Origin of the sequence: Nesterenkonia rhizosphaerae (assembly GCF_039544555.1) — a bacterium.
GTDB classification, from domain to species: domain Bacteria; phylum Actinomycetota; class Actinomycetes; order Actinomycetales; family Micrococcaceae; genus Nesterenkonia; species Nesterenkonia rhizosphaerae.
On sequence record NZ_BAABLW010000007.1, the window covers coordinates 1,401,984 to 1,428,550 of the forward strand.

22 protein-coding genes and 1 tRNA gene are annotated in these 26,567 nt (G+C 63.3%); 15 read left to right on the forward strand and 8 right to left on the reverse strand.

Annotated elements, in window-relative coordinates:
* The 4 genes from ABEA23_RS12310 to orn form a co-directional block, all read right to left on the reverse strand.
* Positions 1–574 (reverse strand): bactofilin family protein (locus tag ABEA23_RS12310; protein WP_345478305.1); only part of this gene is annotated, 574 nt, incomplete at its 3' end.
* 112 nt (positions 575–686) lie between these two features.
* Positions 687–1,508 carry a hydroxymethylpyrimidine/phosphomethylpyrimidine kinase gene (locus ABEA23_RS12315; protein ID WP_345478306.1) on the reverse strand — a complete coding sequence of 274 codons (822 nt, stop codon included), beginning with the start codon at positions 1,506–1,508 and terminating at the stop codon, positions 687–689.
* An 88-nt stretch (positions 1,509–1,596) separates the two neighbouring features.
* A tRNA-His gene (locus ABEA23_RS12320) sits at positions 1,597–1,672 on the reverse strand.
* A 145-nt stretch (positions 1,673–1,817) separates the two neighbouring features.
* On the reverse strand, positions 1,818–2,348 hold the full coding sequence (gene orn, locus ABEA23_RS12325) for an oligoribonuclease (protein WP_345478674.1): 531 nt from the start codon (positions 2,346–2,348) through the stop codon (positions 1,818–1,820).
* Positions 2,349–2,441: 93 nt separating this feature from the next.
* Here orn and mptB (ABEA23_RS12330) point away from each other — a divergent pair, with 93 nt between their 5' ends.
* From mptB (ABEA23_RS12330) to ABEA23_RS12345, 4 genes are read left to right on the forward strand one after another with little or no spacing between them, the layout of a single operon-like run.
* On the forward strand, positions 2,442–4,043 hold the full coding sequence (gene mptB, locus ABEA23_RS12330; protein ID WP_345478307.1) for a polyprenol phosphomannose-dependent alpha 1,6 mannosyltransferase MptB: 1,602 nt from the start codon (positions 2,442–2,444) through the stop codon (positions 4,041–4,043).
* A complete protein-coding gene (gene mptB, locus ABEA23_RS12335) occupies positions 4,033–5,739 on the forward strand; it encodes a polyprenol phosphomannose-dependent alpha 1,6 mannosyltransferase MptB (protein ID WP_345478308.1) in 1,707 nt (568 codons plus the stop codon). The genes mptB (ABEA23_RS12330) and mptB (ABEA23_RS12335) overlap by 11 nt, the downstream gene beginning before the upstream one ends.
* Positions 5,740–7,113 carry a glycosyltransferase family 87 protein gene (locus ABEA23_RS12340; RefSeq protein WP_345478310.1) on the forward strand — a complete coding sequence of 458 codons (1,374 nt, stop codon included), beginning with the start codon at positions 5,740–5,742 and terminating at the stop codon, positions 7,111–7,113.
* A gap of 50 nt (positions 7,114–7,163) precedes the next feature.
* Positions 7,164–8,135 carry an AEC family transporter gene (locus tag ABEA23_RS12345; RefSeq protein WP_345478311.1) on the forward strand — a complete coding sequence of 324 codons (972 nt, stop codon included), beginning with the start codon at positions 7,164–7,166 and terminating at the stop codon, positions 8,133–8,135.
* Here the strand turns inward: ABEA23_RS12345 and ABEA23_RS12350 are convergent.
* A complete protein-coding gene (locus tag ABEA23_RS12350; RefSeq protein ID WP_345478312.1) occupies positions 8,094–9,266 on the reverse strand; it encodes an SGNH/GDSL hydrolase family protein in 1,173 nt (390 codons plus the stop codon). The genes ABEA23_RS12345 and ABEA23_RS12350 overlap by 42 nt on opposite strands.
* Before the next feature lie 58 nt (positions 9,267–9,324).
* Here ABEA23_RS12350 and chrA point away from each other — a divergent pair, with 58 nt between their 5' ends.
* The 4 genes from chrA to thiD all read left to right on the forward strand — a co-directional run bounded on the left by chrA (position 9,325) and on the right by thiD (position 14,525).
* Positions 9,325–10,563 carry a chromate efflux transporter gene (chrA, locus tag ABEA23_RS12355; RefSeq protein WP_425577180.1) on the forward strand — a complete coding sequence of 413 codons (1,239 nt, stop codon included), beginning with the start codon at positions 9,325–9,327 and terminating at the stop codon, positions 10,561–10,563.
* A gap of 130 nt (positions 10,564–10,693) precedes the next feature.
* Entirely contained in the window at positions 10,694–11,899 is a 1,206-nt protein-coding gene (locus tag ABEA23_RS12360) for a DUF418 domain-containing protein (protein ID WP_345478313.1), read from the forward strand.
* Positions 11,900–11,970: 71 nt separating this feature from the next.
* A complete protein-coding gene (locus tag ABEA23_RS12365; protein ID WP_345478314.1) occupies positions 11,971–13,689 on the forward strand; it encodes a gamma-glutamyltransferase family protein in 1,719 nt (572 codons plus the stop codon).
* A gap of 5 nt (positions 13,690–13,694) precedes the next feature.
* Positions 13,695–14,525, forward strand: coding sequence for a bifunctional hydroxymethylpyrimidine kinase/phosphomethylpyrimidine kinase (gene thiD, locus ABEA23_RS12370; protein ID WP_345478315.1), 831 nt, complete (start codon positions 13,695–13,697; stop codon positions 14,523–14,525).
* 10 nt (positions 14,526–14,535) lie between these two features.
* Here the strand turns inward: thiD and ABEA23_RS12375 are convergent, their stop codons facing one another.
* Positions 14,536–15,519, reverse strand: coding sequence for a GTP pyrophosphokinase (locus ABEA23_RS12375; protein WP_345478316.1), 984 nt, complete (start codon positions 15,517–15,519; stop codon positions 14,536–14,538).
* Positions 15,520–15,766: 247 nt separating this feature from the next.
* On the opposite strand from ABEA23_RS12375, the gene ABEA23_RS12380 reads away from it, so the two are divergent.
* Positions 15,767–17,605, forward strand: a complete 1,839-nt coding sequence (locus ABEA23_RS12380) for a glycerol-3-phosphate dehydrogenase/oxidase (RefSeq protein WP_345478317.1) — start codon at positions 15,767–15,769, stop codon at positions 17,603–17,605.
* Positions 17,602–19,110: a glycerol kinase GlpK gene (gene glpK, locus ABEA23_RS12385; protein WP_345478318.1), complete on the forward strand. Its 1,509-nt coding sequence runs from the start codon at positions 17,602–17,604 to the stop codon at positions 19,108–19,110. Before ABEA23_RS12380 ends, glpK begins: the two co-directional genes overlap by 4 nt.
* Positions 19,111–19,137: 27 nt before the next feature.
* Here glpK and ABEA23_RS12390 read toward each other — a convergent pair whose 3' ends face one another.
* Complete coding sequence (locus ABEA23_RS12390; RefSeq protein ID WP_345478319.1) at positions 19,138–19,794, reverse strand: bifunctional 4-hydroxy-2-oxoglutarate aldolase/2-dehydro-3-deoxy-phosphogluconate aldolase; 657 nt, start codon at positions 19,792–19,794, stop codon at positions 19,138–19,140.
* Between the two features lie 90 nt (positions 19,795–19,884).
* Here ABEA23_RS12390 and ABEA23_RS12395 point away from each other — a divergent pair, with 90 nt between their 5' ends.
* Both ABEA23_RS12395 and ABEA23_RS12400 read left to right on the forward strand, forming a co-directional pair.
* On the forward strand, positions 19,885–21,342 hold the full coding sequence (locus ABEA23_RS12395) for a gluconokinase (protein WP_345478320.1): 1,458 nt from the start codon (positions 19,885–19,887) through the stop codon (positions 21,340–21,342).
* A gap of 3 nt (positions 21,343–21,345) precedes the next feature.
* The gene (locus ABEA23_RS12400) at positions 21,346–22,296 is read left to right on the forward strand and encodes a phosphoglycerate dehydrogenase (protein WP_345478321.1); all 951 of its coding nucleotides are present in this window, start codon (positions 21,346–21,348) and stop codon (positions 22,294–22,296) included.
* A 19-nt stretch (positions 22,297–22,315) separates the two neighbouring features.
* Here ABEA23_RS12400 and ABEA23_RS12405 read toward each other — a convergent pair whose 3' ends face one another.
* Positions 22,316–23,011: a FadR/GntR family transcriptional regulator gene (locus ABEA23_RS12405; protein ID WP_345478322.1), complete on the reverse strand. Its 696-nt coding sequence runs from the start codon at positions 23,009–23,011 to the stop codon at positions 22,316–22,318.
* Between the two features lie 164 nt (positions 23,012–23,175).
* Between ABEA23_RS12405 and ABEA23_RS12410 the strand changes: the two genes are divergently transcribed.
* Genes ABEA23_RS12410 through ABEA23_RS12420 form a run of 3 tightly spaced genes read left to right on the forward strand, consistent with a single transcriptional unit; the run spans position 23,176 to position 26,382 of the window.
* Complete coding sequence (locus tag ABEA23_RS12410) at positions 23,176–24,564, forward strand: GntP family permease (protein ID WP_345478323.1); 1,389 nt, start codon at positions 23,176–23,178, stop codon at positions 24,562–24,564.
* A complete protein-coding gene (locus ABEA23_RS12415) occupies positions 24,561–25,352 on the forward strand; it encodes a glucose 1-dehydrogenase (protein ID WP_345478324.1) in 792 nt (263 codons plus the stop codon). Before ABEA23_RS12410 ends, ABEA23_RS12415 begins: the two co-directional genes overlap by 4 nt.
* A gap of 25 nt (positions 25,353–25,377) precedes the next feature.
* Positions 25,378–26,382 (forward strand): zinc-binding dehydrogenase, encoded by a 1,005-nt coding sequence (locus tag ABEA23_RS12420; RefSeq protein ID WP_345478325.1) that lies wholly within the window; start codon positions 25,378–25,380, stop codon positions 26,380–26,382.
* The last annotated feature ends 185 nt before the right edge of the window (positions 26,383–26,567 follow it).

Genomic DNA, 26,567 nt, shown 5'->3' on the forward strand with positions numbered 1-26,567 from the left:
GGTTGATGCGCTTGCCGGAGCCGGATTCGTAAGTGTTTCCCTCCACCTTGGCTCCACGGTAGACATAGAGATTGCCGGTGCTCTTCTCGAAGACATTGCCGTCGACACGGGCCGTCTTGTAGAGATAGAGGTGACCGGTTCCCTGCTCCTCAACGTTTCCGTCCACCTTGCCGGACACACCCAGCTTCCCGGCGGCCTTCTCAGTCACATTTCCGTCCACAGTCGAACCGCGGGCAATGGCGACGTCGCCTCCGTGGTCCTCCATGACGTTGCCATCAACTTCACCCTCAACGCGGACGTTGCCGGCACCACTTTCGGTGACGTTGCCATCGACTTCTCCGGTGGCGGCGATGGTGACCGAACCGTTGCCGATCTGGCGAATATTGCCATCGACCTTGCCGCGGATGATGACGTTGCCGTCGCGAACAGTGAGGTTGCCGTCAATGGTCCTGCCGGCAGACAGGGTGTAGTTGCCCTTGCGGTTGACATCGTCGTCGGCCATAGCGGCGCTGGGAACTCCGGTGATCAACAGGGCTGTGACGGCTCCAGCCGTCAGGATGCGGCGAATCTTCATGGGAGTGTCCTCTCGGATCGGTCCAGCGGAGCCGATCCCCGCCAGATGATCTCAAGGTAGTGACCCATTGTGAGACGTCGGTGAGACCACCGTGAGAAACGGATGAGAGAACTTACGGGCGCAGGCCGCCCTGCCACAGCGCATCAAAGGGAGTGTTGCCGGCCACGCGCTGCTTGATGCCCTCAGTGACGAAGGCTTTAGCCCGGCGCGCGGCGTCAAGCGGTGTGGCCCCCTTGGCCAGTTCAGCGGCTACAGCAGCTGCCAGGGAGCAGCCAGCACCGGAGACAGCGTGCTCGCCGATCTTCGGCGCGGAGAGCACCTCCATGCCGTGTGCATCCACGAAGACATCAACAGCCTCGGAGCCTGCCAGGCGGACTCCGCCCTTGGCCAGCACTGCTGCCCCGGAGATCCTGTGGATCTCTACGGCAGCGGCCTTGAGGTCCTCGACTGATTCCACCGTCATCCCCGAGAGCTGTTCGGTCTCGAAGTGATTGGGCGTGACAAAGGTGGCCTTAGGCAGCAGCTCGGCCTTCAGTGCGTTATCGGTGTCCAACGCGTGGCCGGGTTCCTGCCCCTTGCAGATCAGCACCGGATCCAGCACCAGGTTCTTCGGCTGGCGCTCCTGCAGCGCGGCAGACACCGTGCTGATCGTGGCGGGGGAACCCATCATGCCAAGCTTCACCGTGTCCAACAGCTCGGGGCCGTAGTTGCTGAAAGTGGCTTCGATCTGGTCGGCAATGACCTGGGTCTCCACTGGCACAAAGCGGTGGTTCCAGTTGTCCTTGGGGTCAAAGGAGACGATGCAGGTCAGGGCGACGATGCCAAAAGTGCCCAGCTCCTGGAAGGTCTTCAGATCAGCCTGCGCGCCGGCGCCGCCGGTGGCTTCGGAACCGGCGATGGTGAGTGTGATGGCGGGTGTCTTGGCTGATGTCATCGTCTTGTCCACTTTCTTGATCGGTCATTGAGAAGTGCCACGGGATGTACAAAAACGGCCCTGGTCATGTGACCAGGGCCGTTCCACATGGGGTGAGCGACGGGGCTTGAACCCGCGACCCTCGCGACCACAACGCGATGCTCTACCAGCTGAGCTACGCCCACCATGTGATTTCTCCAGGCGCTTGAGGCCCTCGAAAGCAACCCGTACATCATACACCTAAACCGACCGCTTCAGCACATCGGCTCCGGTGACGGTGCCTACAGCAAGCTTACGCCCGCCGTCGCGGCCTGGGGATCACCGCGGAATCTAGGCCGGACGGAAAACAGCGCCGCGGTAGTAGCGCAGCTCCTCGATGGAATCCCGGATATCACCCAGGGCACGGTGGTTGCCGGTCTTCTTCGGCGCCCCAGCCAGGGCCTCGGGGTACCAGCGCCGGGCCAGCTCCTTCAGCGTGGAGACGTCGATGATTCGGTAGTGCAGATGCTGTGTGAGCTTAGGCATCCCCAGACGCAGGAACGCTTTATCGGCATGCACGGAGTTGCCGGCCAGCGGAGCCACTCCGGCTTCCGGGATCCAGGTCTGCACATACTCCAGAACTTTGCGCTCGGCGGCCTCTAGGGAGATGCCGTCCTCCAGTTCCTGCAGCAGGCCCGAAGAGGTGTGCATCGCTCGCACAAAGGAGGACATGCCTGCAAGGGCCTGGGGTTCGGGGCGAACGACGACGTCGACCCCCTCTCCCAGGATGTTCAGCTCAGCGTCGGTTACCAGTGCGGCAACCTCGATGAGCACATCTCGCTCAGGGTTCAGCCCGGTCATCTCGCAGTCGATCCAGACCATCCGTCCGGACCAGTCAGTTGAATGTTCAGTCACGACGGACACTCTACAGAGAAGCCTCCTGTATGCAGGAGGCCCGATGGTAGATTCTTAGGAATGACGAGTGAGCGGAAAAGCCCTATTGGGCCCATCATCGAGGGCTTCATCGGCTCCCTGCTCATCCTCTTTGGCTCCTTCGGTGTGGGTTGGCTGGTGTCAGTCTCGCCGATAGCCCGCCACCCTTGGATTATTCCGCTGCGCACTGAGTCTGAAGGCGTGATTGTCTCGACCGTTGCGCTGACACTGGGTTGCTGGGTGATGTTCCGGGCCTGGCTGCGGCTGGGTCGGCGCCTGCGCGGGCAGGACCCGGCCGATCAGTGGCCAGAGGGCAGTCTGCGCACCGTGAATCTCGCCGCTATCCTCTGGTGTGCCCCGCAGCTGTTCGTCATCCCGATCTTCTCCCGGGACGTCTTCGCGTATCTGAATCAGGGCCGTCTGGTGCTGGCCGGCCAGGACCCTTACACCACAGGCGTGTCCACACTGGATAACTGGTTCCATCTGGGAACAGACATTGTCTGGGCAGAATCCGAGACGCCCTACGGGCCGCTCTTCTTGTGGCTGGAGGCGGCCACTATGCGTGTCTCCGGGGACAATCCCGACCTGGCAATCTTCCTCTTCCGGCTCGCCTGTGTCGGCGGAGTGGCAATGATCATGTACTACGTGCCGAAGCTGGCCAGACTGCATGGGGTGGACGGCGCGCGAGCGCAGTGGATCACCGTGGCCAATCCGCTGCTGATTATCAGCTTCATCTCCAGCGTTCATAACGACGCCATCATGGTCGGCTTCGCGTTGGCAGGTATCTGGGCTGCGGCCCACGGCAGGGGAGTGCTGGCCGTCCTTCTGGTGGTGGTCTCCATTGGCATCAAACCCATCACGATGGTCCTGCTGCCGTTTATCGGACTGCTGTGGGCAGGACCGGGCTCCTCCTGGGTGCGTAAGTTCCAGTACTGGTTCTATACCGCGGGCCTTGCCGGGATGATCCTGCTGGTTGTGGGTCTGCTGCAGGGCTACGGATTCGGATGGTTGGCGGTCCTTGCCGGTACCGGCACTGGCAGCACCTTCTGGTCACCTATTGGAATTGTCAACGGCTGGCTCGCCACCTTGCTGGGCAATCTGGGTATCGAGTACTTCTGGACCCTGGACACGCTCAAGCTCGTCGCGCGGGTCAGCAGCGTCATCGTGGTGCTGTATCTGATGTTCCGCGGCAGTGATGATCGCATCGTCAAACGCATGACCTGGGCCTTCACCGCGCTTGTGGTGCTCTCCCCGATTATCCAGCCCTGGTATCTGCTGTGGCTGCTGCCGCTGTTCGCCGTCACCGGTATCCGACGTAACTGGGAGTTCAAGTGGGTGGTCTTCACGGTCGCCTTCTTCCTGGCGTTCGGCGCGATGGATCAACTCTCCATCTACCAGTTCCTGGAGATGGAGCAGCAGATGGTCGCGCTTTCGCTCGCGGTCTCCTGGATATGCCTGGCCATCATGGCCACTGTGGACCCAGGCACCCGCTGGGTGGTGTGGACCGGCTGGGATCTTCCGCGCGCGCGACTGAGTCTGCCGTGGAAGCGAGCGGCCACACCGGTGGAGCCTCCGCTGACCACAGCTGAACACCACCAGATCCCTGCAGGTGAACAGGAAGAGCGGTCCCAGGGTGTCAGGTAGGACTCTGTCGGCCCCGGTCCAGTCAGCCCGGAGGGCAGCGCTGCGGTTCCGGGAGTTGCTAGGTTCCTTCGCCGGCACCTCGTGGCTGATCGGCGGACCTGAGGGGCAAGTCTCACATACCCTGCGCCAGGGACTGCTGGCGGTACTGATGATCATGGCTGGTTCATGGGGAGTGGGCTGGGTGGCCGAGACGGTGGGTTCGGTGCTCGCCCGGAACCCATGGCTGCTGCCGGTGCGCACCACGACCACGGGCGTGATCATCTGCACGGTGCTGCTGGTGCTCGGAGCGCTGCTGCTGCTGAGATCCTGGCTGCGACTCTCCCAGCGGATCGGCACCTGGGATGAGCAGTCGGTGCCGGTGGTGCGCCGGGCACTGCTGATGTGGGGCATTCCGTTGATGTTCTGCCTGCCGATTTTCTCCCGCGACGTTTTCTCCTACCTGGCACAGGGCAGAGTGCTCCACGCGGGGCTGAATCCGTATCAGAGCGGTGTTTCGGAGCTGCCGGGCTGGTTCGCCGCTGGGGCTGACTCCCTCTGGGCTGAGTCTCCCTCACCATACGGACCGCTGTTTCTGTTGCTGGCCCGTGGGGTGTGGTTCGTCTCCTTCGAGATCCCGGAGATCTCCATCGCGCTGTTCAGGCTCGTGGCGCTGGTCGGCGTAGTGCTGATGGCTGTCTATATCCCCAAGCTGGCCCGAGCCTTCGGTTCAGCCCCGGGCTGGGCGCTGTGGCTGTGCCTGCTGAACCCGCTGAGCCTGATGGTCTTCATCCCGGCTGCTCATAATGACGCCCTGATGATCGGGCTGATACTGGCCGGTACCTGGTATGCGCTGCGTCGGCGTCGACTGCTGGCGGTGCTGCTGCTGGTAGCAGCCGTGGCGGTCAAGCCGATTGCCCTGGTGCTGCTTCCCTTCGCCGTGCTGCTGACCTTGGATTCCACCGTCAGCTATGCCCAGCGATTTCGCGAATGGTGCTTCGCCGGTGTGATTGCTCTGGTGCTGCTCATCGGAGGCGGCTACTCCCTCGGTGTGGGTATTGGATGGTTCACCGCGGCCCTCGGCGCAGGCTCGGCGATACTGCAGTCGGCACCGGTCGGGCTGATTGGACTGGCACTGGGCTGGGTTGCCCAACTGGGTCTGGGCTGGGACTCCGCCGCAGTGGCCGAAGCTTTCTATCACCTGGCACGGCTGTTCTCCGGGATAGTGCTGGCGCTGATGCTGCTGCGCCGTCGGCTTGGCAATCCGGTGCTCTGGGGGGCCTATGCGCTCACCGTAGTGGTGGTATCTTCATCCATCATCCAGCCCTGGTATGTGCTGTGGATCTTGCCGCTGTACGCGGTGGTCCATGTATACCGCGGCAGGGTTCTGGTGCTGGTGACTCTGCTGCTGACGGTGATGGTGCTGAACTCCATGGTCAGTCAGCTTTCAGTGGCCCAGTGGATTGATACCGCGGTGGTGCAGGGGATTGCCTTTGCGGTGGCGGCGGTCTACCTGATCTATATTGTGTTCCTCGACCCCAATACCACTGAGCTGTTCAGCATGAGGGAAGAATCACAGCGCTGGAATGCCGCTGATGGCTGGCTGCCGCTGCGAGAATTGTCCACGCCGGATACCTCCTGGTCACGCGCCGATATCTACCAGGACCACGGGGCTCCAGCGGTCCACCGCCCTATTGACCCAGACCAGAAAGCCCGTTGAGTGAAAACCAGATCCAAGCTCCTGTGGGTGCTTCTCGCTGCCACAGCCCTCGGCGCGGCCCTGTCCCTGCTGGCGGTCCACTGGTGTCGTATTAACGGCTGGTCTGATCCTGATCAGCACATCCATATGTGCTACTCCGATTTCTCCCTGCTCTTTACCCAGCGTGGTCTATCCGACGGGCTCTTTCCCTTCGTGCACGACGTCGCGGACGATCAGGTCATGGAGTACCCGGTGCTTATTGCCGTGGTAGCCGGAGTGCTGGCGCTTCTTGTCCCCGGCGAAGGTGCCGGACATGAGCGGGTGCTGTTCTTCTACGACCTCAACCATATGGCTGTGGTGCTATGCTGGATGGCGGTGGTGATCATCACCGCCTTCTCCACTGCCGCATCCCGGCGTCGTGATGCCCTGATGGTGGCGCTGGCCCCGGGGATCATTCTCACCCTCTCGGTCAACTGGGATATGTGGGCGGTATTCCTCGGTGGTTTCGCGCTGCTGCTGTGGGGCCGCGGGCACTCGGTGTGGGCTGGGATCCTGCTGGGGCTGGGTGCGGCCATGAAGCTGTACCCGCTGTTCTTCCTCGGGGCGATCCTGGTGCTGTGCCTGCGTGCGGGCAGACTGCGATCGCTGGCAGCGGTGCTGTGTGCTGGGATCGGCTCCTGGCTGGCGGTCAATGTGCCGTTCATGATCACTCAGTTTGATCAGTGGGCCACCTTCTACCGTTTTTCCTCTGAGCGTGAGGTCAGCTTCTCCTCCATGTGGCTGGCATTCAGCTGGCTTCCGCTGGACGGGGCTGGTTTCTCTGTCCTGTCCAATGGTCTGTTCCTGGTGTGCTGCTTGGGGATTGCGTATCTGGGATGGGCGGCACCTGTGCGTCCGCGGGTTGCTCAGCTGTGCTTCTTGATCGTGGCCAGCTTTATCTTGCTGGGGAAGGTCTACTCCCCACAGTTCGTGATGTGGCTGATCCCGCTGGCTGTGCTGGCGTATCCGCGGCTGAAGGCCCTGGTCATCTGGCAGGCAGCTGAAGTCTTCCACTGGGCCGCGGTGTGGATGATGAGCGCAAAAATTACCTCCGGTGGCAGCTTCGGCGGCGGACACTCGCTGATCGAGACCGCCTACGGGCTGGGTATCGCAGCGCATATGATCACGGTGATCTGGCTGATGGTCCTGGTGGTGGGCGATATTCTGCACCCGCACCGCGATGCCGTGCGACAGGCCGAAGCAGCCGAGGAGCGCACAGCGGGAGAGCCTTCCCCGGAGTCAGGGGACGCACCATCAGTGGGGGAGGATCCACTGGCGGGCACCCTGCGTGGCCGGAGGGATACTTTCACGCTGCCGGGTCTGGGACAGAAATCTCAGCTGACCCTGCGCTGGTAGAACCTTTCAGCTGCTTAAGACCACGAGAATAGGCAACCACAATGCTAGAGATGCTCGCCGTCATCGGGCCGATGTTCCTGGTGGTGCTGGTGGGCTTCGCTGCCGGCTTCATCCGCCGCTTCCGCGACGCCGCGATACATCTCAATGCCTTCATCTTCTATTTCGCGCTGCCGACGTTCATCTATACCGCAATGGTGACCGCCCCACCACTGGGCGCGGTGCCCCCGTCGGTGTTTGTGATCATCCTTGTCGTGACCCCGGCTCTCTCCGTTGCGCTCTACTTCCTGTGCCGGGTCTTCGGCGCGGCTTCCCGGGCCGGGGCCGCACCGACTGCGCTGGCTGGCAGCTTCGGCAATGTCGGCTACTTCGGGATCCCCATCTCCATTGGCATCATCGGTCCCGAAGCTGGTCTCGCGGCCGGGATTGTGCATATGACCCACAACATCTTCTTCATGAATGCATATCCGCTGGTACGCACAGCGGTCAATGCTTCAGCGGCAGCCGACGGTGCGCCTCAGGGGCTGGGCGACCTGTGGCGGACCCGGCTGTGGCCGATCGTCAAACGTGCTGTGCTGTTAAATCCGGTGCTGCTGTTCATGGTGCTGGCCCTGACCGTGGTCTTCACGCCGCTGCAGATGCCGGAGCTGTTTGATGAGCCGGTGGCGATGCTCGGCGGCACTGCGGTTCCGCTTGCGCTGTTCTGCGTGGGGCTGGCACTGCACCCGGCCTTGGAAGGAATACGCAGCGGCGGTGTCCCGCTGGCACCGATCGCGCTGGGAACCGCCGCAAAGCTCGCAGTACTGCCGCTGCTGACAGCTGTCGCGGTGCTGCCTTTCTCCGCGCAGCTGGGCCCGGTATGGGCGGGGGCACTGATCATCCTGGCCGCCACACCGTCCTCCACCACAGTGTTCCTCTTCTCCCAGGAATACGACGGCGATGGTCGGCTGGCTGCTGCGATTCTGGTGGCAAGCACCGGACTCTCACTGATCACGTTGCCGCTGGTGGCTGAGTTCCTGCTCTGAGCCGCTCGCTGCGGAGAACACTCCATCGCTACCGAAGACCAGCTGGGCGAACCGCTCGCCGATGAGCTGATGTGCGGCTGGTCCGGGATGAAGATCATCAGGCATAGGGAATTGGCGGGCATCTGATTCGCTGTAGAGCTGCAGACCATTCATGTAGTGCAGCAACGGGTCAGTCTGCATCCGCTGGGACAGTACGGCAGCCATCTGTTCCCGCACCACTTCCAGGCTCAGCCGTCCGTACTGAATCTCCTGCGGATCCCCGGTGGACCAGAACTTCTGTCTGCGCACCCCGTTCTCCTCCACCACATCCCAGGCCACCGGACCGGGTGTCGATTCATGAATGCCGCACCACAGCGGGGAGATGATCAGCAGCTGCGTATCGGGGTGGCCCTCGCGAATGGTGTCGATGAAACCATGCAGGGCGGGGACAAAGCTGCGCAGCCGGTGGGTATCCCCGTTGACCACATTGATGCCTAATTTGCAGGAGATGACATCGGCGCAGGTGTCCCTGATGGTGCGGGCGGTGAACTGATCCAGCATCGCGTTGCCGGCAAAGCCTAAGTTGAGCAGCTCGACCCCTGCGGCACGCGCGGCAGTGCCCACCCAGGTGTGGGAGGCACCCACCGCATCGGAGCCGTGGCTGATCGAGCTGCCGTGGTGAAGCCACAGCGGTCGGGACTCTTCGGCCACCGGTACCACCTTGGCGTCACTGCGCACAGCCAGAAGCACCGTGAGCTCGTCATATGGCAGCCACAGCTCCACGACCTTGTTCCGCTGCGGCAGACCTTCCAGGTGCAGGACCGCTGTACCGTCTGGCTGAACTTCAGAGACGCGCTGGGTCAACAGCTCACCGTCGATATAGACGTCATAGACCGGCTCTGGCTTCCACGGTTCATCAGCGGAGTTCTTCTCAGCCCGAGTCACCAGCTGGAGCCGGGTGGCTCGGGTAGAGAATGTCACCGTGACCCCGGAGCTGAGCTGAACCGTCCGCTGTGCCTGGGGGTCAGGGATCTGAGCGCGTGCCCAGGCGGGAAGGCGTTGGGGTGTGAGCCCCGCCGTCGTCGGCTCGCATTCCACGACGCCGCGCAGAAAGGCCTCAGTGATTCCAGTGGTGATCCAGCTCACGCTCATGAGGGGCAGTTTAAGCTGTTTCCCAGCTGTTTACCTTTTTGACGTTGGATCGAGGATCGTGAGTCACCAAGCTACCCACCCTGAGAGTCCCGAACAGAAGAAGCCCGGCAGTGTCCTGGGGGTTTTTCTTGTCTTCCTGCGATTGGGACTGACCAGTTTCGGCGGACCGGTGGCCCATATCGCGTATTTCCGCGAGGCTTTTGTGGTCCGGCGCAAATGGCTCACCGAGAAGGCTTATGCGGATCTGATGGCGCTGTGCCAGTTCCTTCCCGGACCGGCATCCTCCCAGGTGGGTATGGCCTTGGGGCTTCAGCGCGCAGGAGTCGGTGGTCTCTTCGCAGCATGGTTCGCCTTTACGATGCCCTCGGTGCTGCTGCTGGTGGCCTTCGCCTACGGTGTCTCCGCGGCCGGTGATCTCTCCGACGCCGGGTGGATCCACGGACTCAAGGCAGCCGCGGTGGCAGTGGTGGCCCATGCGGTGCTGGGTATGGCCAAGAACCTCACACCGGATCCGCCACGGGCCACTATTGCGGTGGGCTCCATGATCGTGGTGCTGCTGGTCCCCAGCCCGTTCATTCTGGTCGCGGCCATCGCGCTCTCCGGTGTGGTGGGACTGCTGTGGCTCAAAGCGCCCGATGATGCCCCCAACGGAGACGACGCTTTCCCGCTGCGGATCCCCAAGGCCGTGTCAGTGACCTGTCTGACGCTGTTCTTCGGCCTGCTTTTCGGCCTGCCCGCACTGGTGGCAGCCACCGGCAACTCCGCGCTGGCGCTGTTTGACACCTTCTACCGCGCCGGTGCCCTGGTGTTCGGCGGCGGCCATGTAGTGCTGCCGCTGCTGGAGTCCGAAACTGTGGGGACCGGATTGATCGACCCCAGCGTCTTCCTCGCCGGCTATGGAGCGGCCCAGGCCGTACCCGGGCCGCTCTTCACCTTCTCCGGATTCCTCGGCGCCTCCACCCTGGAAGGGCCCACCGGGCTGCTAGGAGCGGCACTGGCCGTCGTCGCTATCTTCTTGCCCGGGGGCCTGCTGGTGATCGGTTGTGTCAGCTTCTGGGAGCGACTGCGCGGAAACCGCACCGCGCGCAAGGCCCTGCTGGGCTTCAACGCCGGGGTGGTCGGTGTCCTCGCCGCTGCCCTCTACACTCCGGTGTTCACCGCAGGGATTATGGACGTCAATAACCCCACCCTGGCACTGTGCTTCACGGTGGCGGCCTTTGTGGCGCTGAACAACTGGCGGGTTCCCGCCTGGGGTGTGGTCATTGCAGCCGGACTTCTCGGCTGGGTGCTGCTGTAGAACTGGCACCAACAGGAGAAAGCACCGGCTGAGCTGGGCGTTCAGCAATCCTGCAGGTGAGCTGGATAGCGTGTCCGGCGACCATGCAGCACACTGGACACCGCCCCCATCAGCGAAAGGCGCCTCCACGATGGTGAGCAGCCAATCCCGAGGCACCACACGCCTTTATGCGCTGGATGTAGCACGTGCCCTGGCAGTGTTCGGCATGATCATCGTCAATGTGGGGCCCTACACCACAGAAGGCATTGCCTCCTGGATCATCAGAGCGCTGAATGGTCGGGCATCGATCCTCTTCGTCGTGTTGGCCGGTATTGGGGTGACGTTCCTGGCCCGTCGTGCCCTGAATAAGGGCATCACGAGACGTTCCACCCTGATGTGGCGCGGGCTGTTGCTGCTGGGACTCGGCCTAGTGCTGCAGCTTCTGAATCATGACGTCAACGTCATTCTCCCTACCTATGCGGCACTGTTCTTCCTCGCGGCATTCGTGGTCCGGATGCCCATGAGATGGCTTTTCTGGACAGCCATGGCCTCCACATTCCTGGGGCCAGTGGTGTGGATCCTGGTGCGGCAGCTGACCGACTTCCATATCGACCCGGCTGAGCTGGGGGATAGCCCCTGGGCGATCGCCGCGGCCATCCTGGTCTCCGGACCCTACCCGCTGGTGGTCTGGATCGCTCCCTTCTTCTTGGGAGTATGGCTGGGTCGACAGCCCCTGGGCAACCCCCGCATCCAGCGCAGACTGCTGGGCGGCGGGGCAGCGGCCGGCGCCGGTGCCTGGCTGCTGTCCCAGGTGCTGGTGCGAGTTTTCGGACACCCGGATCAGACCCAGGTGGGCTGGGACCGAATGGTCTCCGCGTTCGGTCATTCCCAGATGCCGCTGTGGCTGATCAGCGCCTCGGGCACCGCGGCCTTCACCATTGGCCTGCTGCTGATAGTGGTGCCGCGGATGGGCCGAGGCATTAAGGCTCTGGTGGCGGTGGGCCAGATGCCCCTGACCGCCTACACCGCACACTTGATCATCATCGCGTTCATCGTCCGGCCCGCCCCAGAAACCCCGGCGCAGGGACTGCTGATCAGTGTGGCGATGATGGGAGGGCTTGTGCTGTTCGCCACAGTGTGGATCGCGAATCTGCGGTATGGTCCGCTGGAAATGCTGCTGCGCAAGCCGCCGTCGTTCCTCCAGGTGTCCTACCGTCCTCCGGAACGACACCGCCGACGCAGGTACGAGCGCCCCCACCCGCGCCACCCACGACGCTCCGCCACTGAACTGCCGTCGGGCACAGCCCTGCAAAAGGATCCGGCGCAGGGAACTGAGCCGGCCGCAGAACCGTTCTGAGCTGTGATCCCGAGATGACGCAGATTCTGAAGTGACCCGATCCCGACGTGACCCGTAGAGAAAGTGACACTATGCGACACCACGGAAGCCCCCTCGCGGCCCCCTTGGCCCTGACCGCCGCGGCCGCGCTGGCGCTCACCTCCTGCGGGGTGCTCGATGAGTTCAGCAACGAGGACTCGGGGCCCCCGGTGGGGGAGGAGACACCCCCACCGCCGTCGACCTCACCCGAGCCCCCTGACCAGCGCCCCGAATCCGGTGAGCAGCTGCTGCAGCAGCAGGGCGTCAGTGCGGGGCATCCGCTGGCAGCGGAGGTAGGAGAGCGCATACTGGCCGACGGCGGCAATGCGGTGGATGCTGCGGTCGCCACAGCTTTCGCAGTCTCGGTAGTGGAACCCTATGCCTCAGGTATCGGCGGGGGAGGCTCGGTGATCATCGCCGGGCCCGAAGGCGAGCCAATCTTCCACGACTACCGCGAAGTGGTCAATAACGACGGCGAGATTCCCGACTCCGGCAGCGGCGTGCCCGGATTTGTGGCCGGTATGGGTCAGCTCCATGAAGAGTATGGGTCTATGGAGTGGGGTGAGCTGCTGGCACCGGCCCAGGAGCTGGCCGCTGAGGGCTTCGAACTCAGCCCATTCCTCGCGCTGCGGATGTCCCAGCCCGACGGCGAGGCTGCCATCGCGGATCTGGAGAATTATGCCCCCGGGGGAGAACCGCTCAGTGCCGGTGAACAGCTGGTGCAGCCGGAGCTGGCCCAGACCCTGCAGCGTCTGAGCGAGGCGGGATGGCAGGACTACTACACCGGAGAGCTCGCTGAGTCCCTGGCCGAGGAGGTCGAGGGGGTGGACACAGAATCACTGGCGGACTATGAGGTGGTCCTGGATAAGCCGGTTGCAGGCAGTTTCGGCGAGTATCAGATCCTCGCGCCAGCTCCATCGCTGCCGGGACCGGCCATGGTGCAGATGCTGCAGATCGCCGAGGCACACGGCATTGCGGAAACCGAACCCGGAACGGCCGAGTACATCGATCTGCTCTCGGATGCGTGGCTGGTGGCCGAGGAGACCGTCTACAGCGAGATCGGCGATCCGGCCTTTGTTGATGTGCCGGTGGAGCGGCTCACTGATGCCGATGTCAATGCCCAGATCGACCTCTCCCCGCAGGCAGCGGCAGTCAGCGCTGAGCCTCAGGCAGGGTCAGCCGAAGAGGGTCAGGGCGTTCCGGACAGTCAGCGCGGTGCCAACACAACCCATATCAGCGTGGTGGACGAGACTGGGCTGAGTGTCTCAATGACCAATACGATCATGTACTTCTGGGGTTCGGGACAAATGGTGGACGGTTACTTCGTCAATAACCACCTCTCCCGGTTCGACGCCATTCCTTCAGGAGCCAATCAACCCGCCCCGGGACGGCGTACCGTCACCTGGTCGCATCCGGCGATGGTCCTGGATGATCAGGACAGGCCTGTGCTGATCATCGGCAGCCCAGGAGGGCACCAGATCCTCAATATCCTCGGCAGCGTTCTCACCCAGTGGGGATTGCACGGACGCAGCCTGGAGGACGCCGTGGCTCTGCCCAGATTCCGGGCGGATCAGGAGTCCATATACCTGGAAGAAGGCACTGACGATGCAGTAGCCGAAGCGCTCGAGGATGCCGGATGGGCCACAGAAATATGGCCAGATGCCTCCTCTAGTTTCGGTTCAGTCCAACCCTTGGAGATCAACTATGAAGAAGGCTCGGTGACTAGCGTGGATGACTCGCGCCGTGAGGGGGCCCACCGGATCATAGACTGATCCCTATGCGCCAGATCCCTAATATCCTCTCTATCGCCGGCACCGACCCCACAGGTGGCGCTGGCATCCAGGCCGACCTGAAGAGCTTTGCCGCGTTCCAGGGCTACGGCATGTGTGTGGTCACTGCTCTGGTGGCGCAGAACACTCAAGGGGTACGGGAGATCCACGTGCCGCCGGTTGACTTCCTGCGCGCACAGCTGGACGCGGTCAGTGACGACGTCGCGGTAGATGCAGTGAAGATCGGGATGCTGGGCACTGTGCCGATAATCAACACAGTCGCTCAGTGGTGGGACTCAACCTACCCGCAATGCCAGCGCCCGGCCCTGGTCCTGGACCCGGTAATGGTGGCCACCAGCGGAGATCGGCTGCTGGATGCTGAAGCCGAGGGCGCCCTCATAGACTTCCTGCACCGGGCTGATCTGATCACCCCCAATGTTCCGGAATTGGCGCTGCTGGCCGGTGCAGAGCCCGTCGCTGAGGAGCAGGATCTGCTGGATCAGGCTCAGCGGGTGGCCGATGCCCACGACGTCGTCGTCCTCGCTAAGGGAGGGCACCTCACTGGCGCTGAAGTCACCGATACCCTGGTGTTCCCCGAGCGAGACGGCCAGCGGCCAGAACCCGTCAGTGCGGTGAGCCCGCGGGTGGACACCAAGAACACCCATGGCACCGGCTGCTCAGTCTCGGCGGCGTTTGCCACGCTGGCCGCGCGAGGATACAGCTGGGCTGAGAGCCTGCCGCTGGTCAAAGAATGGATGACTGCCGCATTGGGCGCCGCAGATGAGCTTGAAGTGGGCCGGGGTCATGGTCCCATCCAGCACTTCGCACAGCTGTGGTGACCCTGCCGTTTCAATTCAGTGGATCCCCGCCAGCACGGTCTACGATCTGGTCCCAGTTCCATGCCGGGCCGTCGCCGGCTCGCTGGAACCACTGGGCAGGATCGGGCCTATCTGAGGGAGTCGGTCCGGTGGCGCCTTCACCGGCGCTGGGGGCCTGACGGCGCAGGGCGGTGACCTTATCGCGGATATCAGCCATCTGGGCATCCAATGCGGCGGCCTTTGACGCGGCGTCGCGCAGCTCATCCAAAATGTGGCCGGGCACTTCGCCGTCGTAGGTGTAGTAGATCTTGTGCTCCAGCGAGGCCCAGAAGTCCATGGCCACAGTCCTGATCTGGACTTCCACGTAGACGAACTCGGTGCGATTGGAGAGAAACACCGGCACCTGCAGAATCACATGCAGGCTCTGGTAGCCGTTGGGCTTGGGCGTACGAATATAGTCCTTGACCTCCACCACGCGCAGATCCGGCTGCGAGCACAGCATCTCCGCCACCCAGTAGGCGTCGGAGACGAAGCTGCAGGTAATGCGGATCCCGGCGATGTCGCGGATGGCGTGCCGGATGGACTCCAGCGTGGGCTCGCAGCCATAGCGCTGTACCTTGTCCAGAATCCGGTCAAGGGACTTCAGTCGGTAGTTCACGTGCTCGATGGGGGAGTAGTCCCGGGTGTGTTCGAACTCTTCGCGCAGCACATTGATCTTGGTCAGCACTTCATCCATGCCGAACTTATAGTGCAGCTGAAACTCTGTGAGCTGGCGGCGAATATCGATCATCCGATTGACCGAGTCAGTGGAACCGTTCTCATCAGCTTTGCTGTGAAGCTGATTCAGCAGCTGACGGTAGAGGTCGGCGTCGCCCTTCTCCGCTAGTTTGGCCCCCAGCTCAGTGCTGGCCATCTCCTTCTCGGGGATATGCTTGGCGATCTCCTGTGCCGGATGATGCCGGCCCGGGATTCCCTGTGTAGGGATCTCATCGGTGGGGGTCAGGCCAGAGGACATCGGGGCCTCTCCTCGGTGGTGTCTGTTCGGTGTTGCTTCAGATACGTGGTGCATCTAATCGATCGTGCTGTACTGATGATGCTACGACGGCGCGGTCGCTCTGGCCGAGCGTGACCGGCGCAACATCCTCAATCATCGACCCTAAATGCGCTGGCTGTGAAGACCCTTGAGACATCGTCGGGTCAATAGCTTAGGCTGGGATGACCACGCATAAGAGGAGGTCGCAGCCCTAGTGAAGCCTCAGCCGATGAGCCTTTCTTCGCGCAATGAAGCGGTGGCCCGGATGGCCGCCACCACGCGCGAGGATCCGTTGGACGTTCTGGTGATCGGTGGTGGCGTGGTCGGCTCGGCCGCGGCATTCGACGCCGCCACTCGGGGCCTGAATACCGGCCTGGTGGAAGCCCGGGACATTGGTGAGGGCACCTCCTCACGGTCTTCGAAACTCATCCACGGCGGGCTGCGCTACCTGCAGATGTTGGACTTCAAACTGGTGGCCGAGGCGCTGCGCGAGCGGGACTTGCTGCTGCGCCAGCTCGCCCCGCATCTGGTGCGGCCGCTTCCTTTCATCTTTCCCTTCGAACGTCATGTGGTGGAGCGCGCATTCATCGGTTCTGGTGTTTCGCTCTATGACGCGCTGGCCTCGGGGTCCTCGCTGCTGCGTGGGGCGCGCTCGCGGGCAGTGCCATTCCACAGACATCTGGGCAATAAGGGCCTGGCTGAACGGTTTGCCGGATTGGACCAGCAGAAATACCGCGGTGGGCTGGAGTACTACGATGCCCAAGTTGATGACGCCCGGCTGGTGCTGACCCTTGCCCGCTCGGCTCACAGTCTGGGCGCGGCGGTGGCCACCCGCACCGAGGTCACCGAGTACCTGCGGGAGGATCCGCAGCATCGGGAGCGGATCACCGGCGTCGTCGTCGTGGACCATCTCACTGCTCGGCTGCACCGCATTCACGCACGGCAGATCATCCTTGCCGCCGGTGTCTGGACCGGAGAAGCCCAGCAGATGGCGTTGAAGGACACACCCTCCGGCAGGGCAGACAGTGCGGGGCTGAAGGTGCTGGCCTCCAAGGGGATCCACATCACCGTGCCCAAGGACCGGATTGCCGCGTCCGGGACAGTGGGCATCATCAGCCAGACCGAAAAATCGGTGCTGTTCATTATTCCCATGCGCGATGTCTGGGCAGTAGGCACCACCGATACCTCCTGGCACCAGGCAGTGGATGCTCCGGCTGCCACCGCTGCAGATATCGACTATGTCTTAGAACACGCCAATGCGGTGCTGGGAGAGGACCTGACCCGCGATGACGTGCTGGCCACCTGGGCCGGACTGCGGCCGCTGCTGCAGCCGGTGAAGACCAACGACGACGCCTCCGCCAAAGTCTCCCGCGAACATACGGTGATGCAGCTGGCCCCCGGTCTGACCGGTGTGGCCGGAGGGAAACTGACCACCTATCGGGTGATGGCCGAGGATGCTGTGGACTTCGCCATTGCCGATGAGTATCGGAACCGCGATTCGCTGACCGAGACTATGCCGCTGACCGGGGCAGTGGGCTTCGGGGAGTGGAGCGAACGCGCAGAGCAGATCGCTGAAGACTACGGCTGGGATGCAGAGCGGGTGGACCGGCTGCTGGGGCGCTACGGCAGTCTGATCCGTGAAGTGCTGGAGCTTATCGATGAGGATGCCTCTCTAGGGCGGCCGTTGGAGGCCGCACCGGGGTATCTGCGTGCTGAGATCGCCTATGCCTGCACCAGCGAAGGTGCCCTGCACCTGGATGACCTGCTCTCCCGGCGCACCCGGATGATCTATGAGACCCGCCACCGTGGGGTTGATGCCGCCGCTGAGGTCGCAGCGATCGCCGCGCCGCTGCTGGGCTGGAATGCGGAGCAGGAACAGGCGGAAGTCGACTCCTACCGGGCCTATATCAAGGCCCAGAGAGCGGCCGAGCAGACCACCTCAGATACAGAAGCAGCAGAACTGATCGCAGCGAACTATCCGGTCCCGGGCCAGCAGGTGGAGCCCACGCCCTTAGAAGACGCCTCAGTTGAAGAGTCCGCAGCAGAAGCCGGCGTGCCAGGAGAATGATGAGCGAATACGTACTGTCCATTGACCAGGGCACCACCTCCACCCGCGCCGTCGTCTTTGATCACAGCGGGGCGGTGGCCGGTTCCAGTCAGAAGGAACACCAGCAGCGCTTCCCGCAGGCCGGGTGGGTGGAGCATGACGCCGCTGAGATCTGGCGCAATACCCGTGAGGTGATCGGGCGGGCGTTGGCCGATGCGGATATCAGCCGCAACCAGCTGGCCGCAGTGGGGCTGACCAATCAGCGTGAGACCACAGTGGTCTGGGATCGCCATACCGGGCAGCCCATCTACAACGCCATCGTCTGGCAGGACACCCGCACCCAGAGCATCTGCGATGAACTGGCCCAGGACGGCGGTTCGGACAGATTCAAAGCCGAGACTGGTCTGCCTCTGGCCACCTATTTCGCCGGTCCGAAAATCCGCTGGATTCTGGACCATGTGGACGGTGCGCGGGAGCGGGCCGAGAACGGCGAGCTGGCGTTCGGCACCATGGACACCTGGCTGCTGTGGAACCTCACCGGAGGACGCAGCGGGGGAGTGCACATCACTGATGTCACCAATGCCTCCCGCACGCTGCTGATGAATATCGACACCCTGGACTGGAATGAGCAGATCTGTCAACAGATCGGTGTCCCCACCGCGATGCTGCCGGAGATCCGCTCCTCCTCAGAGGTCTATGCCGAAGGCCATGACCGCAGCCTGGTGCTAGGAGTGCCCATCGCCGGGATGCTGGGCGACCAGCATGCGGCCACGGTAGGACAGGCCTGCTTTGAGCCCGGACAGGGTAAGAACACCTATGGCACCGGCAATTTTATGCTGATGAACACCGGTGAGGAGCCGGTGCACAACGACGCCGGTCTGCTGACCACAGTGGCCTACCAGTTCGGGGATCAGAAGCCGGTTTATGCCCTGGAGGGCTCCATCGCCGTGACGGGATCCCTGATCCAGTGGCTGCGGGACAACCTGGGCATCATCTCCGAGGCCGCTGAGTCAGAGACCCGCGCTCAGCAGGTGGAGGATTCCGGCGGTTGCTTCGTGGTGCCGGCCTTCTCCGGTCTCTTCGCCCCGTACTGGCGCTCTGATGCCCGCGGGGTGATCGTGGGGCTCACCCGCTACGTCAACGCCGACCACATCTGCCGGGCGGCCCTTGAAGCAGTAGGGTTCCAGTCTGCTGAGGTGGTGGAGGCCATGAACGCCTCGGCTCCGGAGGACCTCACTGAGTTGAAGGTCGACGGCGGCATGGTCGTCAATGACACGCTGATGCAGTTCCAGGCTGACATCCTCGGGGTCGACGTCGTGCGTCCTGAGGTCATCGAGACCACCGCTCTGGGTGCTGCCTATGCGGCTGGACTGGCGGTGGGCTTCTGGGATTCGACTGAGGATGTGAAGAACAACTGGCGGGAGGGCGCCCGTTGGTCTCCGCAGATGAGTGCTCAGGACCGGCAGCAGCGGCTGGATCAGTGGAAGAAAGCCGTCACGCGGTCCTTCGACTGGGTCGAGAGCTAGGCCCGGAGGTAAGCCTCCACAGACCGATCAGCTGGCGCGGATGCGTGCGACTGCGGCAGCGGCCTCTGCGGCAAGTTCACGGATGTCGCTGAACTGGCCGGCCCGAATCTTGTCTTGCGGGACCATCCACGACCCGCCGGCGGCGCGTACTGCCGGGATGCTGAGGTAATCCTCGAGGTTGGTCAGGTTGACACCGCCGGTCGGCACAAAGGAGACACCGCCGAATGGCGCAGACAGCGCCTTGATGGCCGCTGGACCGCCTGAGGTTCCGGCAGGGAAGAACTTCACCGTCTCCACGCCCAGTTCCAGGGCCGCCTGAATTTCAGTGGCGGTCACCGCACCGGGCAGCACCGCTAAACCATGCTCCTGAGCGCGCTGGACCACTGCCCGGGAGGTGCCGGGGGAGACGATATAGCTGGCACCGGCTGCGGCGGCTTGGTCGACCTGCTCAACGGTGATGACCGTTCCGGCGCCCAGCAGGATGTCAGTGCCAGCGTGAGCCACGGCCGCGATGGCCTCGGCGGCAGCGGGGGTGCGAAAAGTGATTTCGGCTGCGGGGAGGCCGCCGTCGCACAGTGCTGAGGCGAGGTCCTGCGCCTGTGCAGCGCTGTCTACAGAGATCACCGGGATGACTCCGACCACCGAGAGCTGATCGAGAATACCGCTGCTGGCGTGGGTGGACATCCTTGGCCTCCTGTGCTCCAGTTCACTTTTTATCCGAAATGATCATACCATTGGAGAAGTTTCTCACCGCAGACCCAAGGAAGCGACTGCATGATTATTCTCGCCCTCGAAGCGAGCACGACGTCGGCCAAGTCCATGCTCTTCGATACCGCCACCCAAGAAGTGGAGGTCGCCACTCGCCGTTTTGATATCCCCGGAGAGGATTCCTCCGTCCGTGAAGCCGAGAGCATCTTCACCCAGCTGATGAGTCTGGGGCGGGAAGCCGCAGCCGGGCGCCAGGTGGAGATGCTCACGCTGTCCGGAACCTGGCACGGGATGACCCTGAGAAGTTCTCAGCAGGGTGAGTCCAGTCTCGGTGAGATCTCGCCGGTGCAGGAGTGGCCCTATACCGGCGCGCAGGATCTCTGCTCCGCGCTGCGTGAGGACGCTGACTTCACCGCCTGGTTCTACGGGCGCACCGGGTGCATGGTCAACGCCATCTACCCGGCGTTCAAGCTCATGCTGCTGAAGGAACGCGGAGTCAGTATCTCTGGTGGGCTGGTGCTGGATCAGAACAGCTACAACTTTGCGCGATTGACCGGACAGCGGTGGACCAGTATTTCCCAAGCCTCGGGAACGGGTCTGCTCAACGCCGAAACCTGTGACTGGGACAGCGAAGTGCTGGCGCGCCTGCAACTGGAGGATGTGGTACTGCCAGAGCTGAAGTCCGAGGACACTACTGCGCCACTGACTGCTGAGGCAGCTGCGCTGCTGGGACTGACCCCCGGAATCCCGGTGCTGGTTCCGGGACCCGACGGTGGGATGAACCAGGTCGGCAATGCCGCCACCGCCGAAGGGGACATGACCTTCTCCATGGGGACGTCCGGGGCATTGCGCTTTGCGGTCTCGGCGCCGTCGTTCTCCCCGCGGATGAGTACCTGGTCCTACCGTTCTCCAGTGGGATGGCTCTCCGGCGCGGCAGCTTCGGGATGCACCAACTGCGTGGACTGGGCCAAAGACCGGCTTTTTGAACCCGGTACCACCTACGCCGATCTTGAACCTCAGCTCACCGCAGGGCCTGTAGACCTTCCGCTGTTCATGCCCTTCCTCTTCGGTGAACGGTGTCCCGGCTGGCAGGATCAGCGCCGCGGCGGTTTCCTGGAGCTGCACCCGGCTCATACCCGTGCGCAGATGTACCAGTCGGTGCTGCATGGGGTCACGTTCTCGCTCTACCACTGCTACCGCGAACTCACGGCGCTCAACGGCACCCCGCGGCGGATCATCCTCTCCGGGGGAGTGCTGTCCTCTCCGTTTTGGACCCAGTTGACTGCCGATGTATTCGGCGCGGAGATGGAGATCTCAGCCCTGCAGCACAGCTCGGTGGTCGGTGCTGTCCGCATGGGGCTGCGTGCCGCTGGAATCGCTGACGATCAGCCGGCCTTCCGTGAGGAGAACCGGCGCATCGTCAGCCCCCGGCCAGAGCTGGCGGACTACTATGCGGCTGAATTTGACCGCTACCTCGAGGGCTATACCCGTACCAATCCCGAATCATCAACCCTGATGGAGTGAGCAGTGAAGATCCTCATCACCCCGACCTCGTTGTCACAGAACCTCGGCATTGCCGCACTGGATCCGCTGCGCGAGCGCGGGGCAGAGCTGGTCGCCAACCCCTACGGCCGTCCCATGACCGCCGATGAGCTGGTCCCTGCGCTCGGTGACGTCGACGGCGTCATCGCGGGACTGGACACCTTCAGCGCAGAGGTCTTCGCGGCTGCGCCTCAGCTTGCCGTCGTCGCCCGTTACGGCGTGGGCTACGACCGGATCGATCTTCAGGCAGCACGGTCCGCCGGTGTGCGCGTGACAAACACCCCGGGTGCCAATGGCCACTCCGTGGCGGAACTGGCCGTGGGTCTGATGTTCGCCGTCGCACGCCAGATCCCGCAGACCTCAACCGCGGTGGCAGCTGGCGAATGGCCGCGCTTCCAAGGCATCGAACTGGCTGGGCGACGGCTCGGAGTCCTGGGCCTGGGTGCCATCGGGGCTGCCACCGCGCGAATGGCGCAGGGCATAGGCATGGAAGTCCTCGGGTGTGATCCCGGTCTCAGCGCAGAGCAGATCGGCCAGCTGGGTGTCACTGCTGCGGAACTCGAAGAGATCTTCGCCCACAGCGACGTCCTGAGCCTGCATATCCCGCTCAACGAGCACACCCGGCATATCGTCTCTGCCGAGCGCATCAACGCTATGCCGCAGGGTGCGATCATCATCAACACGGCTCGCGGCGGCCTCATCGACGAACAGGCGGCGGCCCAGGCGCTGGATGCCGGGCATCTTCACGGCATCGGGCTGGATGCCTATGAGACCGAACCGCCTACCGACTCCCCGCTGGTCGGACACCCCCGGGTGGTCGCCACACCGCATTCCGGAGCACACAGTGAAGAGTCGGTGCAGCGTACGGCCGCCGCGGCGGTGAAGAACCTCTTAGCGGTTCTGGATGGAGGCCAGCCGCTCAACCCGGTGGACTAAGCCCTGGTCAGGCCCAGGCTCAGCCGATAGTGCGGACCTCACCGAGGATTGACTCGACATAGGCCCGCACATAGGACTCTGCGCCGTCGGCGTCTCCACGGACTATGGCCGCGGCGGCTTCCACGTGGTTGTGCAGTGAGGCGTGCACCGGCTCTGCTGGAGTGAGGCCTGCCCGATGGCGGCCACTGATGACCTGGGCAATCGGTTCCTTGATGGCGCTCAGCATGAGGTTTCCGCAGGCCTCGAGCAGACAATTGTGAAAGGCGATATCGGCGGCAAGGTACTCCTCGGTGTCACCGCGGCCTGAGTCCCCAAGTTCCTTCAGCACCGCGGCCAGCCGGCCGATCTCTGCCCGGGCGTCCTCGGAGGCTCGGATGGCAGTGAGCCGGGCTGCAGCTGGTTCAACAGCCAGGCGCAGCTCCGTCAGCGCCACAAGCTGCTGGGCACGGGCGGGAGACTCCAGCCGCCAGCGGATCAGCACCGGGTCCAGTACATGCCAGCGGTGCATGGGCGTCACGGTCACCCCCACGCGCCGTTTGGATGCCACCATGGTTTTGGATTCAAGGACCCGCACCGACTCCCGGATGACAGTGCGGGAGACTCCGTACTCCTGCTCGAGTCCGGCCAGCGTCAGGACAGTGCCGGGCGGAAGTTCGCCGCCTGCTATTCGGCGGCCGAGGTCGTCGAGTACGGAAGTGTGAGAACCCTGGGACATGGGATTAAGACTAGGTGATCAGCGCGTGCAGCGCGTCACAGATATGACTAGTTGTTGCTAAAGGTGTGATGTTTGTGGCAGGCTCGACCGCGATCACTTTCCTGTGATACGCGACACAGCAACTGCGAATCGCACGAGTTCCTGTTACATCAATGGAGATTGTCATGGACGAATGGACCCAGACTCTGGGCACCGGGCCACTTCTGGCCATAGCTGCGGGAGCGATCGCTCTCATTCTCATTCTGATCATCAAGTTCAAGGTGCATGCCTTCATCACCCTGATCATCGTCTCGGCGCTGACTGCCATTGTGGCCGGCGTGCCGATGAACGCCATCAGCGATGTGCTCACTGACGGCTTCGGCAGCACACTAGCTGGTGTGGCCCTGCTGGTGGCTCTGGGTGCCATGCTGGGCCGGCTCATTGAGCACTCCGGTGGTGCGAAGGCCCTGGCGGACAAGATGATCAGCGTCTTCGGCGAGAAACGCGCTCCACTGGCGCTTGGTATCGCATCCCTGCTTTTGGGCTTCCCGATGTTCTTCGACGCCGGCCTGGTCATGATGCTGCCCATCGTTTTTGCCGTGGCGCGCCGCATTTCGGATAAGTCGGTGCTGCTCTTCGGCATCCCCACCGCAGCGGCATTCTCAGTGATGCACGTGTTCCTGCCGCCGCATCCGGGCCCGGTCACCGCCAGTGAGTTCTATGAAGCCAGCATCGGCCTGGTGCTGTTGGTCGGTCTGGTGATCGCCTACCCGCTCTGGCACATCGCTGGATACCTGTGGGGCCGTTTCGTGGCCGACCGTGTCATGGTTCCGGTGCCCACGATCTTCGGCGAGCGCGACGACGACCAGCCGGCCAACCCGCCGTCGGTAGGCACCATTGTGGCACTGCTGCTCACTCCTATGACCCTCATTCTCTTCAATACCGGACTGAACACGCTGTCCTCAGCCGGAGTGGTTGACGGCGACCAGCTGTGGGTCCAGAGCCTGATGTTCATCGGCACCAGCGGCATCGCGCTGCTGATCACCGTTGTGGTGGCCACCCTGGTGCTGGGTTACCGCCGCGGCGAAAACGGCACCGCATTGGAGAAGCTGCTGGATTCGGCCCTGGGCCCGGTGGCCTCGGTCATCCTGATCACCGGTGCTGGTGGCATGTTCGGTGGGGTGCTGCGGGCTTCCGGCATCGGTGAGGCCATTGCTGACACCCTCTCCGGCACGGGCATGCCGGTCATCCTGGCCGCATACCTGATCGCCGTGGCGATCCGCCTGGCCCAGGGCTCTGCCACGGTCGCGCTGGTGACCGCCGCAGGCCTGGCATCCCCGGCTGTGATTGCCGGAGACTTCAATGAACTTCAGGTGGCCTGTATTGTGCTGGCCACCGCAGCGGGCTCGGTCTTCGCCGGGCATGTCAATGACTCCGGATTCTGGCTGGTGGGCCGACTCATGGGGATGGACGTCAAGACCACCCTGAAGACCTGGACCGTGCAGCAGGCCCTCCAGTCGGTTGTCGGCTTTGCTCTGGTATCCATCATCTACCTGGGAGTTTCAGCACTGTGAGCGCACAGGCACCATCTGGCTCTGCTCGGCTCTTTGATGTGACAGGCAAGCTCGCCCTGGTCACCGGGTCTTCCCGGGGGCTTGGGCGGGCCCTGGCCTGTGCCCTGGCCGATGCCGGCGCGCAGGTCATCCTGCACGGCCGCGATGCGGCTGCCCTGGAGGAGACCTCGCGGCTGATCCAGGAACGCACCGGAAGCCCTGCAGTCAGCGTACGTTTCGACGTCACTGACAAGGCAGCCGTCCAGGACGCCGTCGAGACGCTCCTGACTCAGCACGGGGTGCCGGACATCCTGGTCAACAACGCTGGCTTGCAGCGACGAGCTCCGATCCATGAATTCGACCCGGAGGACTGGGATGCGCTGGTGGCAGCCAACCTGACCAGTGCCTTCTACGTCACCCGGTTCATCGCGCCGGCCATGGTGGAGCGCGGGTCGGGGAAGATCATCAATATCGCCTCGGTTCAGTCCCATCTGGCGCGGCAGACCATTGCTCCCTATTCAGCCACTAAGGGCGGCATCGCCCAGCTGACCAAGGGGATGGCTGCGGATCTGGCCCGCTTCAACATTCAGGTCAACGCCATTTCTCCGGGGTACTTCGCCACCGAGATGAACAAGGCGCTGGTTGAGGATGAAGCCTTTGACTCCTGGCTGCGCGCCCGAACTCCGGCTGGCCGCTGGGGCAGCTTCGAGGAACTCACTGGAGCGCTGCTGTTCCTCTCCTCAGAGGCATCCAGCTTCGTATCTGGTCAGAACATCTTCGTCGACGGCGGCATGACCGCGGTCGTGTAGCACCAAGATTCAGTCAAGGAGAACAATGCGTGCCCTCTTCATCGAGTCCGCTCAGCAGGCCGTGCTGAAGGATATTGATCCGCCGCGTCCTGAGGCAGGAGAAGTGCTGATCGACGTCGACTACGTCGGCATCTGCGGCTCGGACCTCCACTATTACTATGAAGGCGCCAACGGGGAGTTCGTTGTCCGTGAACCTCTGGTTCCCGGTCATGAGCTCAGCGGTCGTATGGCGCTGGATCCCTCGGGGGTCTTCAGTCCTGGTCAGCCGGTGACAGTGCATCCGGCACGGTTCGGAACCGAGCAGGCTGGCTACCGTGAGTTCCCGCACCTGTGGCCAGGTGGTTCCTACCTGGGCAGCGCCTCCACGTGGCCGCACACCCAAGGCGCTGCTGCTGAGCAGCTGGTGGTAGACCAGCGGATGGTCATTCCGTTGCCGGAGGGCCTTCCCGTGCGCAGAGCGGCGTTGGCCGAGCCGCTGGCTGTGGCCATGCACGGGGTTGCCCGGGCCGGGGACCTGCAGGGTCAGCGAGTCCTGGTCTCCGGTGCAGGTCCTATCGGCCTGCTGACCTTGGTGGCGGCACGCGCCGCCGGAGCGGCCACGGTGGATATCAGCGACGTGCTGGAAGGACCGTTGGAGAGAGCGCGGCAGTTGGGCGCTGATGAGGTCATCAATGTGGCCGAGTCCCAGCTGAAGGTCAGCGCCTATGACGTGGTCCTTGAATGCTCTGGAGCGCCCGTCGCCATCTCGGCGGCACTGGCTGCGGCACGACCGGCTGGAACTGTGGTGCAGGTGGGTATGGTGCCCAATGAGCCCAGACCGGTAAATCTCGCACCCTATATTGCGAAGGAGCTGAGACTCCTGGGCACCTTCCGCTTCAAGGATGAGATCACCGCGGCGGTTAAGCTGCTGGCTGCCGATCCTGGGATCGAAAGTGTGATCACCCATGAGTTCAGTCTTGAGGAGGCTGAAGCGGCCTTTGCTGCCGCCCGGGATTCCCAGGCCAGCGGGAAGGTCGTCCTGAAGCTCTGAACGCCCGGTAGCTGAAGCTCCACAAAGTGGATCTGCGCTCACGACACGCCGACGGCGTGGTGGGCGCAGATCTTTTTTCCGGTGGAGTTTGACCCTGCCCGGCTGTGGAGAATCACCCGTGAAAGTGAGGCCATCCGCGTCATTCCGCCCCGGGCGGCCTCCACAGGGGCTGTGCATAGCCGGTG